Below are 16,162 nucleotides of genomic sequence, written 5' to 3'. Positions count from 1 at the left end.
GACCAAATATTCCCTAATTTCTAACATACGGACCTACTCCATTAACGACTTTCAATTGGCAGTATTAAAAGGGATTGATTTTTAAAAATAGTATAATAGGTTCGAAATCGTAAGACAGTGCTCGGATAATCCAATTTTTAGTAAATTAATTAGTGGCCTACTACTTGTAGGCCATACTCTAATAAAAAATCTTTTTAAGTAAACCCTACGGTTCAGTAGTTTCCGTGCTAACCCCTAATTTAGCCTAAGACAATCTATGACCGCTAGTTACCCTGTACTTACCAAAACCGCATGGGTTTTAGCTTATGGAAACCGAGGTTAAGGAACTAGTAGTAATTTACATACTGGTACTCCTAGTTATTGACATCCGCAAGGTAAATGAGGATCTACAAGCTTACACTACCCTAGGTTTTCAAGTAATAAACTAGGTCTTAGAAAAAGAAAGAATCGTCTTCTACGAACAGGAAAATTACCCGGTTTTTATTCAACACGGGTACTTCACGCGAATATTACAAGATGAACTAGTTCTTTAAGTAGACTTACTTGACGAAATAGACCATGCGTTGTCAGGCTGGCTACAGGTCCCCGTGGCTGTCCTCGAAGGGGACTAAAACGTATTTGTTCACGTTGCGGGAATTTATAGCATAAAGACGGATCAAGTTAATTCAGCCATGTAGATAAATCATTTATCCGACCGTATATCTCATCACGAGGTTATCGGGTCGGACGGTCCGGTGGTTCAAGTCTTGGCTACATTCGTTATCCCCGTCTATTCCCATTTTTTCCATGCTTTTTAAGTTCACGAAAACGTCGTTATATTCCCTACCGTCAATTACGGTACGGATATCATCGATGCGGTTCTAAGGTACGAAAAACTCTTATTGACGAACCATGAAGTATTTGTAACTCCAAAAGCTTTTTTCAACAAAACGGTTATTTATGTCGTTTGAGTAGTTCACTTAGTATGTCGAAGCAAAATTCTTTTTCTTTAGGAGCCTTATCATTTAGTCCTTTTTTATTACGTCATGGTTATTACCGAGGCTGTCCCCGTGGTTAACGTTACGGTTTATATAGTGGATAGGTTGGTTTTTTTGGCGCGTAGTGCGGTACCTCTGCACACGGTAGGAGCATAAGATATATACGCGATAAACATAGGGTTATTCTCCATATTAGTCCCTCGGTCTTGTTTCGTTTATATTCTAGTTCTTAATAGGGCCCTTATGAACATTAAAGAGAATTTTGGGCTGCCCAATTATTAACTGGATGTCAACGTGGAAATCGCTTTATTCGTATGTAGCAAACAGGGGAAACTAAAGGATTAATAAAACAAACATAAAGAAGATCTGAACATAGGCCGCAGTAAAATTCGTGTAATTTCTAATTATTGTTAGATTACCCTATCTATATCTAGTAAAACCAGGCGAATCTCTGAAAATATCAAACATACGTCACTACGTCTAGAACTTAAAAATAAAGGTCCCGCGATTGGACACGGACGTTTGGTTGGTGTCCTATTACCTTATACTTAACAGTTTTCCCTAAAAGGGAATGACTTCATGACCATAGAAATCATGACGATTGATGAAACTGAGATCGAAATAATGTCGTTGTCAGCGTCTCGTTTGTTAATAATTTAGTTGACCAAAAAGCTTGTGTTCCGAGAGTTAAAGAACTGGTTTAACTCCTTTGCAACCATCGGTCTCAAAGTTTTGAAGGAGGTTAAGGGCGAAGTATAGTAAACCTTTATGTTGTTTTTGTAGTGGTCCATGACTAAGTAGAACGTACCAAACTTGTTGATCCTTGGTATTGAGCATTTGCGTTAGGGTATCCAGTATAATCTACTTTTTTGTCTACCCCGAGTCAAACTGGCTCCATAATTATTCAGAAAAAAACCGTTCGCACTAATACTGACTTAATTAGGTTGAAATAAATCTTTCATTCGTAGTTATAGAACTCTGTCTTTTTTAAAATCGTTACGCAAAACTAAACGTTACCCACTCACTAAACGACTCACTATCATAATCTGCTCGTCCAAAATGCGGTACAAATCCCAACCTAGCGGACGTTTGATAACTAGCTGCTTTAGTAGTGTTGTTCTAAGCACGTAACTTATAATCATTAATAGGCTTAGTTAAGTAAGTTTATTTAGCGTACTTACTTGTAAAACGTTTTTATCAATTTTAAGTTTTAAGTTGTCCTTATAACCATGTCTTAAGCCACTATAAAGTATTTTCCGCAGGTTATGACTAACGTCTAACACTTGTACGACTCTATGTTCTTTATAAGCTATAGCTTGGTGTTTCACTCGTAAATGAATAATGAGAGTTGTTCGGAGACATAAAAAGGATATTGTGGAGTGGAATACAACCACTCATAGAACTCCTCTTTACCAAGTAATTCTTGTTACGTTTAGTACTCCTATGCAATGTAATAGTCAACCAGGTATGTCTTCTTTATTGAGGCAATTAAGTAAAGTACGTATGGGCTTTAGCTGCGCATTTTCTCTTCGTCAAAGAGCTTTAATCATACCCGAACCTACTCTTGTTTTGCGTACTCGAATCCCAAAACCACGCGCCTAGTACTCAGCATGCTACCTTTGTTTATTTCCAAAATAAAATAATCATTGGAACGAATAATAACCACACTAGTCAAATGACCATAACTGAAGTTACGTCGTACATAACGAGATAATATTCCGTTAATTATTTGTTCTTTACAATGTAGTCTTGAAAATAGTTAATCTCCTACATTGAAACGTTAATTACGTAGTTGTAGTTCGTAAGTTAGTCCTAACAAACCAAGTGAGTCTAAGACGTTTAGTCCGCTATGTAGTAAACGAAGTAGTTTTTCCCACAAGAAACTACTCACCCAATTGGGTCATGTGCATAATGTAACTCCTAAACCCCCTCAAAGGTACAAACCATCAAGCCATATTTCCTGCTTTTAGACGTTGTGTAGTAGTTGCTTAATGCCATCATGGGTACCTTCTACCCCGAGGACGGAGCGATAACGTTCATGCGAAATAGTCACGCCCTTCTCACTAGGGAACAGAACGTTTCCTCGCGTGTTAAAGAAATCCTCACTCATCAACCGCCATAAATGGTAGATAAATAATTTTAAAAAAATATAACTTATAAATACCTTAAAAAAACAAACACTCAAGGTATTTATAATAAATTTTAGTTAAAGAATAATTATCTTAAAAAACGAACGGTTATCAAAAGTTATTCTTGAATTACCAATTTAAGACGATATGAAACAACGTTTTATAAGGTATTGCACATTTTTAACAGGCGATACTTTTGCTTTTAATAGAGATAATGTGAAAAAAATCGGAACTAACGGAATTCATCAAACCGTACCACCAAAACCGGCCGTTTTGTCGGGAGTTTCTACAAGTCTGTCCGACTAAAACTTGCAAACGGACCAACCTTTAGTCGTCTAAATTTGTTTAGGAATGACTGAAAAGTCTGTAGTACGGCACGAAAATAGTTCGTTTTGGGCCTCCGTCAACAGCCCTGCCTAGTATATCTAAATGTTCATTTCCTAACCGTTGGCCGAACATTTCGACGAAATTTTTAAAGAGGATGTAGTCTTGTCCTTTATTTTGTTAAAAAACTTTTTACCAAATGAGGCCATCTCAAGTGACTATAACCCCTTTTTGGACCTAATAAATGGCCAATAATACAGGGATGTTAATTTCCTTCAATATTTTTTAGGTTTCTTAAAGTACAAGGAGACATACTTTGTGGTCTACTAGAACACTGAAGACTAAACCCAGATAAAAAATTGCTGGATTTTTCAGCGGCATAACATCCGGCCAATCTCCCATTTTTCGACCAAGGAATAATATGAGCACTTCTTTAATTATTACCTCGTGAATTTCCATTTCGTGCACAAAACCATACCTAATTATCGGGATATCTAGCAAACAAAAACCTTTAAGTTCCGAGCCCTCACTAACTTGAACTTCTACCGTCGTTAGAAATATATCCAATACTGAGGGTTTTACCTTTTGGAATATGACGTTAACGGCCTCATAACTAATTTTTTCCCCACTACTGATTTCTATTACGGAGGTACGTCCGTTATTTCGCAATAAACCTTCGAGTAGGGTTCGTCTACCTATTTTATTAATTAGTTTTATTTAGGAAACAAAAAAAGGTATTCTACAGAATACCCCAACGAAATCCAAGTGTTCCACACCGTAATTGAGGACCAATAAGCGAACGATAACTATTTGTTACCCATGGATACCCTCGAGGAGAAACCAATTGATGATGTGCGGGACTATCGTTGTTGGGTTTGCTTTTATTCGGGTACGTTGCGAACTACTAGCGAGTTCTATGTCCACCTCGTTATGCGCCATTTCATGCGCCCCTACAGAAAACCCCCCCCCCGCTATTTCGTTGAAATTAGCGGCCTGTATACTTCTTAGTACCGGTAATGACCTAAGAGGACGGGTTCGTTCGCTATAGAGCAAATCTTTTTTTATTCAACTAAAGACCTATTAATGGGAGTGGGGATCGGGAGAGGGCTATTACCCTCTCCCCTTATGAAAAGAACTCTTTGAATTCATAAAGGAAAGAGAAACAACCCTCTCCCCCACCTCGCATAAAAGAAATATTGAATGCATAAAGGGAAGAGGGGACACCCCTCTTCCACAGGTATTCCCGCCTACGCCCTACGCTATTCTAATTGACAATACCAATAAAAAATAGACGACATCTAACAAGGTTTAAAGGAACGTTGCCACCATATTGTGATAAATTGCGAAGTCATAACGATAAGTTACCGACTTGGCGTAGCAGAGAATTTCGTAGTCGGTTCGAATACTTAAACATAGGTAAAAAAGATATATTAAGTTATTATAGAAGATTTGTATTTGACAATTCTTCCAAACGCACCTAATTATTCTAAACAAAATGCCCAACCGGTAGTTGAAAAAAACGAGAAGCGAGACGCTCATTACAAACAAAGGTCTACATTCGGTCCATCGCAAAAAATTTACGACCTTCTGAAACTCGAGAAAAAGATATTCCTTAAAACATCTTTGCTCGTAATTTGAGTATTAGAAATGACAGCTAACAATGCCCTCGCTATCATATAACTACCCGTCGGTCCATCAGTATGTGAAAAACAAAGAAAACGGGTCAGGGAAGTCGCTCCATACCCATCGCTTTTATAAATCCAAGACAGTAATGTCCCCGATTTTGGCATAGTCGTACTAGCTATAGTCGTTACATAAATAGACGCGAGTATGATAAGTTCGAAAATACTCATATTCATACTAAAGGATCTCGTTTTGGAACTAACGCCTTACAAAGGTCTTCTAGGGTAAGTGAAAAGCCTTACCGTGGAGGTTAACGTTTAGGTCATCGCCCCTGAACTAACAGTTGTTCACGAAACTGATATCGGTATTTAGCCCGAACCCAAGAAAAGTTCGAACGGCCACAACGTCGTGGTCTCGGTTGTTTCCCATTTAGTAGTTAACATTAGCGTTAAAGAAAAAGAAGACGTTTTGTACCTCTTAAGTCATACGTTTTGTTTTCCCAATGTCGCGAGGTAGCTTCATTGTACTATAGGGGATTAAATAAAAATAATAAATTTTTATTGATATCATCTGTTAATAATTTTTTCATATTAAAAAATTATTAAAGAATAAATAGTTCTCTTAACAATCACTATTTGACTTTTTAAAAAATTAGTTTCGTGGTCCCGTCTTAATTTACTTTACAAGTGTCTGAGATCTTAATGTTGTGATTTTAGGAATAGGTCAGGCTCAACTAACAATAAGATTAAAAACAAAACAAAAAGCATTAGGAAGTTTATAACTGAGCCTTTACACTGAGCCTTTAACCCTACCATTAACGAAACGTTGAAGGACTTATTGTCTTAGGCAAGCAAGGTTGTAAAGTAACTCTTACTCAAGTCGAGCAAGGCTTCTTATTAAGCGTAGAAAACGTCACAGATATTTTACAGCTGCAACGTTTCATACGGTTACCATTACTAATAAAAAAGGAAAATTTCGGTACCGGTAAAAATAAAAGACCTAAACATTAACCAACAAGAAATAATCACCTATCCGCCTGTACTACAGCATATTTCCACACTCAGATATAAAAGGAAGACCAAGTTATTTTTCTGACTTTAAAAATCGTACAGGTAGTTAAGGCCGTTATTCGGTCTTCTTATGGACCCGCGCTATTTTGTATAGTGCTAGTCGTTAGCTTAAGCGACTTGGCTCGTTATTGAAGTATTATAGAAATTATGGTCCTGGAGGTAGACTAACTATAAACTATAACATTCTTTGCGGATTACGAACTGTACATAGAAGAACTCCATTAGCGTATTCGGTCGAAAATAGTGCTCTGTTAGCCGCTAGTTTTGCAAGATGACTATTTTGAAAATATAGAAGTTTAACTTCTTAAAGTGTTAGCCGACACCCGTCAGGTATCGAAAAACGCTCATCGCTCGTGTTGGTAAGTAAAAGTGTTGATAGAGCATTTAGGTAAACAACCACACGTTAGTACGGTTATCCATTAAATTTTTACACACACCACCCACAGAGAACTTCACCAAGTGTGGTAACTAAGACTACTATATCTTTTCGTCAAAAAAGAACACGTGGTCGTTATCTTTAGGCCTTTAGGAGTAGAAGAACTGAGTACGGATTACCTAAATAAACTATTAAAGCATTTTATCTCCGTTAAAAAACAAGACAATTACCAAATTTAAATTAACAAAAAAGTTTAAGTCAATTACCGGGGCAGTACTCAACTTACCGAGGGTGCGTTAGAGACGGTTAGGGACGTTCATTTAGTTTCCCGACCGAGCAACGATAAACTTTTGCCCGAACCTAAGCACGTGCTTAAACAACCAATAGTCCCTCGTTTAATAGTTTTTTTAATATATGGTGTAGTGGTCATATCCAAACGAGTTATTCACCATTTCTATTACTTTACCCCGCTCGAGGACGAACTAAATTGGTCAGAACTACTATTCATTTAAAGTTAGGGGGGACTCTGTAAAAGAGTTCGTAAGGGTGGTTTTACGGTAAGTAATTCTGTATTTCTTAAACTAAAAAAAAATGGTAAGTAGCAAGGTAACTAACCAACAACATAACCTAAATGAAAAACAACTACAAAAATTTAGGTTTAGGTCTCGCCTATTATAGGATTTATTTCATGAATTGGAGTATAAAAGACCCAATAAAAGCTAACGTCTTTATCAAAAAACGAAATTTGGGTGATTTAGCCGTTGAAGTCGAACCGAGTCCAAATCAAAAAAAGCAACTAAAAAATAGTTGTCCCGGTCGAGGTCTCCACTCACTTAGTCGTATTTGCGAGGACTATTTAACTATGGAATAACCCCTATAAAAATTAAGATATGGGATTTTACCTATTAAAGTTAAAATAGGAAAATTCCCATATTTTTACCGAACGCTTTTGGGGTTCCAGCTCCGTTTTTTACAAAAATGACTCCCTCAAATCTATCTGATTTACTGGCTTAATTTTTGTAAAAAATTGCTTCTCTAACCCCAAAAAAGCATTCAGGACTATTTAAACTTAGCTATGGAATGGCCCCTATCTAAGTAACTCATTGCTGCAAGATTTTGCGAGTTAACCAAATTCATTAGATATGATTATGTTAAGCGAACTGTGCCTTACAAAAACAAAAAGGATCTCATACAACTATAAAGTAAATTAAGGCGGATGAAAGGCGAAATACAAGACCTAGCTATGTCTCTGTGTGATTTAAACCTAAGACGCGTATTTCGTGCCTTACATCCACCGTGTATTGTTTTAAACTCCCAATTCCTGAATTTAGCTCGGATTTAAGAAGACTTAGACTTAGTAGAAGAAGCAGTATTGAGGTTAAGAGGGTTCCTAGCGGTTATCTTTTACGATGACGATTAAAAAGTATAACAAGAGCTTGATTTCTTACACGCATTAGTTTTATAAACGTTAAATTACAAGATAGTGATAGTCTAACTAGGGTAAAGTAACGCTCGTGTAATAGTACCTTAAGAAACTCCCTCAATACATCTAAGTGACGATTAAATATCAGAAGTTATAGTTTAAATGTTAGTAACTTATTTTATACAACATCGTATTTAAAACAAAAATTAACGTCTTATAAATGGACATTGACTATTTATAAAAACTCATTTGTAACTGATAGAAAATATTTTCTTGGTCATTTCAATCTTTCTTCTAATAATTAAAATAAAACATAAAGAAGTAAAAGAAAATTATTTAGTTTTAACAAAAACAATAGCGCCTCTTAAAGTAATATTCGACTAAGCTATACATTGTTTAGAAAGAATTTAAGAAATGATTAGCTAAATATCTATGGATAGTAAAAAGGTTATCTACCCAACTATTTTTTTGCGAAACTTATTTGGTACTTGTGTGGTTTTGTTGTTCTATTTTTTGTCAGTATAATATGTTTTTATTATAATTCACTCATAATTCACTAGGTACCACCCCGAACATTTTACCAAGTTAATAAAAGAGTTTTACAAAATATATATACTTATACCACAGATAAATAAAAGTTCATTAGGGAAACAAAAAGACCCATCAGAAAAAAAAGATTTTAACTAAAATTTTGAGAATTAAGTCTAAATTTTTGTCCTTATTTAAAAAATAGACAGTATACGTATATTTATATCGAAAAAAAATTTAAATAGAAACATTATATTTATGTTTGAACTATAAGTATACACGATACATGGGTAAATATCTAATACGTCCGGCAACTGAGTAGCTAAAAGAACTAAAATCATAGATTTGATATTGCTCTGGAACTCGCTTAAAGTATTATTGGTACAAAACAACGTTAATATCTAACTACCGTTCAGGTATCTCCGTACAAAAAAACAACCCGATGTTTTAAATGGTTAGATCTGTAACCAAACACTTAAAGATATGGCTGAAGGTAACCGTGGAGATTTAGCGGAAAAAATATGATAGACGTTCAGAAAAGTACAAAACAAGTCATTTCAGGAGAAGAAGCCAACGTCTTAAGCCACAGGAAAGATAATTAAGCTATTTTATAGGTCGTATTAAAAAACATTATTTTTTAACAAAATTTGGTGAATAGCCTAGTTCTTATTAGAGTGACCTTCAGCAGAGATAAAATACCAAATGTGTTTTCAGGGTGAGTCTAACATATAGCAATTGAAATTTACGATATACTACTTAAGGCCCTGGTATAAAAAAATTTATAAATACTTTATGACACAGGAGTAAGTAGGGGACACAGTGTTGTGTTTTATAAAAAAATAACACTCCATCGTCGTCCTATGTTAATCAGTATAGTATTAGACCTCGTTGTTGACACGGCCATAATTATTCAAAAAGTATAAACATGAATTTCGGGTTCATTAAATGTACTTTTAGTCGGTGAAAAAAACGTAGAAGTTGATAATTCCACATCACTAGGTATAAAGGATCACATTCTGTTGAAACAAATAAAGACGGGTATGTTAGAGGAGCAAATTTAGATAATTATTTAACTTTTAGGATCTCTTATTTATAATAAGCCTAGTTTACAAAAAAAATCGAAATTCTTAAGAAGGGTCGTTCTTGGTATTACTAAACCGGTTGAATTCCAAAAATTTCTTAGTGTTCCTATTGCTGTACGAGGTTCACGTTCGCGAAAAAATATCTTTAGGTACTAGTCTATTCTTTTAACGAACGAACGTTCACATAAGTATAAAGCTCTATTTTATGGATTATTTTTTGTTATTCAACTAACTCCGAAATATTTTTTCCCCGAAAAATAATGGCTCGAAAAGTCTCCTTATTTATCCTATCATGGTTTAGGATTAACGAGTATCGAATCAACTAATTCGTTTCATATTTTGTTCAGATCCGTAAAAACTAATATCCCTTTATCATCTCATCGAAGTCATACTCATCTTAGAACAAAAAGATTTGGTCCTAGATTTTACCCACCTTAAGATATTTCTATTAGAAATTATCTTTTCCTAAGAAATTCCGTTAGAAATTTATATCCCCCCCTACTTAAACTACGTCTTTTAAGACATTGGAGATTTTACCGATCGGTAAATCTCGCTCTTTTCAGAAACACCATTTAAAAAAATATTAGTGAGGGATCAGCGGCAAATTAATTAAGTGAGAACAATGTGAGTTTCACGCGTTAATAACGTAGTTGAGACCAAAAGAGATATTCGAGTTTTGATAGAAATTTTTTACACAGTTTTAACCACATTTAAACAAATATGTGGCATGTTAAACATCCCGAAAAAGAATTCCAGTAAAGTTGCGATCAATATTAGGGTTTAACCGGATTGGGACGCGCACGACGCAATTTGTTAAGTCTCACTACCCAGAACAGGTAAGATATTACGACAGGTTTAAAACATTGTTATCTGCGAAATTGTTCTATTAGTCTAACTTAAGGTATTGCCTTTCTCCGTGAGGGTTATGGAGGGTATCTATAACAAGGCGGCTCACTATTCAGGTTGGTTAGACATTTATGTATCCCGTAATCAGGTATTAAATTTGTCATCAATTAATTAAAAGCGGTTGAATGGGGTCTTAGTCGTAAATACGTCATTTACAGTAAAAATCAGAAAAAATTTGACACTTATGCTAAATTAAAAAAATATAACTAATTTTAAGGAAATAATCAAAGTACGACCAATGGACAACTTACTGGTTTCGGAAAATGCCGATATCCGTAAAATATACACAAACGTTCAAAATGTTAAAATTCTTATAGTAAGGACGAAAGTCCAAGCTGTTATTCCCAACCTCCCAATTTTCCCGGAGGTATTAATGTCCTTATGCTTTAATCAACGGAACCGAGTCATTACGTAAAATAAAAAACTAAGACATTTAGGAATTCCTACCCGTTGTATTGAAAGCGAGGAAATGCCATTTAAATCAAATATATCTCTATAAGAAGTTTAAAAAAATAGAGATGTACAATTCTTCGCCGGTCAAAAGTGAAGTCCAACCGGTAAGAGAAATATTTCCGCCTGGAATAGGGTTAATACGCGAGGAGATTAGTCAGTCCTGAATGCTTTTTGGGGTTAGAGAAACAATTTTTTACAAAAATTAAGCCAGTAAATCAGATAGATTTGAGGGAGTAATTTTTGTAAAAAACGGAGCTGGAACTCTAAAAAGCATTCAGGACAGTCACAAATGAGCGCTTAACTTGTGAGAATCTCGTAAAGGCCGTAGAGATATAGGACGTAGATAAGAGGAAGGCTCTCACAGCCTTCTTTTTAGTTTCCCCCGCAAATGTAAGAGCCCTAGAAACAAAAGTTATATTTCCTATAAAACTTACATAAATATCAAATAATCTGCAACTATGGGACCGTTAACGAACTATCCTGATAGTTACCCCTGTTAGACAAGTTAAAGTAACTAATGAAGCTATATAAGTAATTAAAAAAGGCAATTAAGAAATAATTTCGCCTAGAATAATCTTTTAACTTAAAGTTTTTAGGACAGTTTTTGTAGTTAGTATAAAAACCCATAAACCGGAAACGAACCCTTTTCTAATTAATGTTATTAAACGAAAAGATGCGATCCTAGTCCTAATTCCGAGAGATTTTGTCCCCTCTCGCCACACAAAAGTTTATTCGGCGGTAGGGTTATTGTCCACAAAAAATAGCACCAGTATCCCTTTGGTCCTCCATTTGACGGCGAACGATTTTGTACGTCACCTCATTAAAGACAAGCTAGTAATGGAACTAAGCTTTTCCAAAACTGAAAAGGACAACGTTATAGCCAACGCCATTCTTAATCTGCGTATCTGCTCAATAAATGAAAAAATTTTAGTTACATAAAAAGATTATCAACAACGTTTCCAAACCACTCCATTTTCGTTCAGGTTAGCCGATTTAAGGTTATCAGTCACGCGCCCATCTTTTTCCTGCCTAAAGGCTTATTCCGATTTATTCTTCGCTCAAATAGTAAGTCTTTTCCCCTTCTTTTTTCTCGTTTAAGCAAGGTATAACGAAGTTCTCAACGTTATCCGAGTAGAAACCGAGGTTGATTCCGATAACGTAATTATCGTGGATATCTTTGGGGACTTTGTTATAGATCACTTTTAACTCCGAGAAGTATCTCTGCAAAATTCCGCGGTTTGAGTATTCGAGGATCACGTGGCGGAGGAACGTCGTGGTAGGGACAAACAAAGTACTATAGGTAAGAATTATAGCTAACTTAGATTAGGAATTCATATCTAATAAAAGTAATTGAGCTTTAACGTCGTTCAAGTATCACATTTAATACAAAGATTAATCTCTAGGTGTACCCCTTAGAAAGCTAAGAAGTATAGTGGCTAGTGATATTGGCGACCAAAACGTAGTCAGACTCATAACCACGGTAGGTATGGATCTTTTAGTAGTATCCTTTTTCGCATCCTTAAATTTATTGATCAAACACCTACTAGATATAAAAATAGCTTTGAGTTGCGTACGTACCGGAGTCTTATGTGTAACTACGTCCCACGTAGAAAACATCGTGGTGTAACTAACTATTACATTAGGTGGCTTAAAAGTTGTAACAATTTCATCATAAACTCATCAACAACGTAAACAACAAATAAAAACTTTTGGCCCAATGGATCACTTAGTTTCTTTAGGAATGGTTACTTCCGTCTAAGAAACGCGTAGTTGTACGGGCTTTGTTATCGTCTCCAGTCTAGCGCGCGTTACCAACTTAGATGTCGCAAAGCTAATATTTTTCCACGAACACGAGGGTAATTATAACTTAACGACCGAACACCACTTGAATCTAATATTCTGTTGCTAAGTCTCGAACTCGGGGGTAGGCCACTTTTCTGATTACAAACTCACAAGCCAAGTTTTCATGGACTGGTCTATGGAAATAAGTTAAGCGAATTTAGTTAAAATTACCTTGCTAACTATCGCCTTCTTATCATAAATGATTCGAGTAACTATATCAAACATTTTATAGGTAATTTAGCTAATGGTTTAGAAGGTCCTCGTAGTTGAGCGTAATTATGTAAACGACTTAATATATGGTGGTCTGACCTGGTAAGTCTTAACAAGGTAGCATCTCGCGTAAGCCCTCTCAAATAACAAAGTGGACGTCGTGCTGTTTGTTACCAAAAGTATAAAAATTACTGTGGTAGATCCGGCGGGCGTACAGGTATGAGCACTGGGCGAACAACTTAGCATATCCCCTATCGTTATTTTAGTTGAGGACAACCCAATTATTGGCAAAGTAGTGACCACGACATTAATTTGAGTTGGAATAGTTTTTCGCAAGGTAAACATCAGCAAAGCCCTAATAAATGTAGTCCAACAAAACCTCAGTCCCATAAGAAAAGACATCCGTATAGGTTCCGTAAAGGTTTTCTTTATATTTGAGATGGTCTTCATTCTACACCTTACGTCCGAACTCGATAAGGAGGACTTGACCCTTAATTAAGACTGTTACTTTATGGCATCAGAAAGGGTAAGTATAACCGTAGTAATTATAGTTGTTCACACGGGTGAACTAAAGGTAGTAATTTAAAGTGCATTCGTACAAACAAACAACATCCTAGTTATGGGTTTTGATGCTATATGCATAAGAATAAAAGTTACGAACATAACAAGCAAAAACTATTCAGTTTCGCTTGGCTGTAAGGCGGCGGGAATGTACTCAAAACACGCTTTCGTGTCAATGAATATCGGTTATTTGGTCAGTTTGGCTTGTAATTTCGCAAGTAAGACAAGTAAAACCTATAAAAGTAACATATGGAATAAATAAACCTTTATAAATTACGTATTACGCGTAATTAATCAAACTTTAAAATAAAATGTGCAGAAAAACGTCATTAACATGAGTCATTTAGTTTAATTACTCGTATTCCATATATCGTATAATAAGAATTTATGCTTTTAGGGACCTTCATTCGTTCCAATTTATTTGAGATTCTAATGCGACAATAACAAACTGTCATTCCTATGAAGCACTTTTTTTATACCTCCTCTATTCAGGTTAAGAAGCCACCATTACGCCGATAGTATAATGAGTACTAAGTAGATATAAATATCTACCCTCAGCTTTTACTTTAATTCATTTTTTGACACAAAATACGACCGAATAAACAACCACTATAACGGAAAATAACCAAAAATAAAACCATTAAAAATATGAAAGGAGGGTAAAAAATATAATAAATGGTACCAAGGAACCTACCTACAAACCAATCAACTAGGGTCGTTAGGACTATCGTGAGTTCTTGTGCATAATGATTTTCTGTTTATAAAGTTTGAAGAATGAACCTATATACAGGGAAACGTTACGACGAAACATTAAATACGGCGAATAAACCAACGTGTACAAGGAAATTGTCGTTATCTCAAATAACCCAAATCGAATAGTTATCCCGAGAATTGGCCACCTTAACCTTAATGAGAACGAGTACTCGAGTACGTATTTTTGAGGTACTATCTGGTTGAGAATTCATTTTAAAATAATCAGTGACATACAATACCAGTAAAAAAATAACTTGTACAGGCGCCAGTAGTACAAGTGCACCGGTGTGGGTTTCTAGGACGCTGTAGAGCTAATCCTCTTTCAAACATAGTGAAAAATGGTTCTTGTTAATAGCCGAGCAAAGCAAGACGAGACTTGGATCTCGCATTCGCAAATTTAGCAGATCCCATAGGTACCATGGTAAATTGGTTAGTTAAGACCACCTAATAGTCATACGGCTAATAAGACCGTTGACGAGAAAAAATAAAACCGCCTACCTACCAGGAAGAAAAGAAATAATAAGTCAGAAACTGGCGGAAATAAAACGACCTTTAGTAGTTGATATAGCTTGTAATACCAGACCTTGCATTTTTTGAGCGGTTACCTCGGATACTCTTGCAAAGTTAAGTTGTGAGAACCTTACGCTCAGTAACCGAATCGTTATACGAAGATAAAGTGGACGTTTCTGTAAGACTAGTAGTACAAGTGCCTCGTGCAGGAATAGTCAATAATTCCGTATAGCTCTGTTCAGGGGTTGAAGGAAGTCCAATAAATCCTTACTATTAGGATCGAGAAAAGGGAAGTGAGACCGCCTTCCATTACCTATTCGCTCATGAGCGAGTAGCGAGCTTTTTAATCACTTAAAATAGAATACCCCAAATAGTTCTTATTGCGGACTCGGAATCCGAGTTTGAGACCTTAAATATTATTAATTAAACTTATTTGCGCTTTGTTTAAAACCTAGTTACCTCATAAGTAATCTATCTCTAAGTATTTTGAGGTTTAAGAAAAAAAGAACGAGCTCTAGCTATTAAACAAAGGGAAGAAAAGAATAATTACACGGGTAAAAAAATGTATCTAGGACTGCTTCTCGCTATATAGATTATTACAGTACTAGATACAAAACTTAAACGAGAGAATTAACAAGCTAACAACTGTATACAGCGAGATTCAAGGCATAGTGAGTCAGGTTACTGCCTAATTTATCGGTACAAGGTTAACTAACTGGAGAACATATAATCGTCGTTAAGCTTGTTGTACTGGTGATGGACCCCGTGCTAACTAACTTATAGGGAGCCACGAAAGTTACCGAAGTTCAGATTTTTACTCTAATGGTAAACCTTCGTACTAAAGTTCTCATAGTGGTTCTCGTTTAACTAAAAAATGATTATGAAGTTCGTCAACAAATGACGACAGTATTAATTCATTAAGTGGATGTTGGACGACAAATTATGGGCAAAGTAACGCTAGAAATATTGAAACTATAAGAAGGCCTTGTACTGCTGCCATTTTAGGAAGACACATTGGAGACTCACTATCAGGAAGGTTACATAGGTACTCTAAGGTTAGTTTCCCCAATGGTCGTTGGCGTAGTAGCTACCGAAAAGCTATGTTAACTCAGTGCGCTCGGTGTATTTTCAGACTAAATCATGCTGGAAGATAAAAATTTGTTAGTTATGGGTAAACACGTTCACAAAGTTGTACAACTTAACGGGCATTTAGAAAACTCAATTTATCTATTCATGGTACAAGCAGAAGAAGCTACTCTAAGTAAAGAGGAAGTGCGACTCCGCTAACAAGTTTATCTTTTCATAACCCAAGATGTACACATAATGGGGTAAGTAGAAGACACGGAAGAAATTATAATATAAAGGTGGCTGTACTTAACCACGTACGAGGAACTA

It is taken from the genome of Legionella qingyii (assembly GCF_003184185.1).
Note: the sequence above shows the minus strand (reverse complement) of the source record.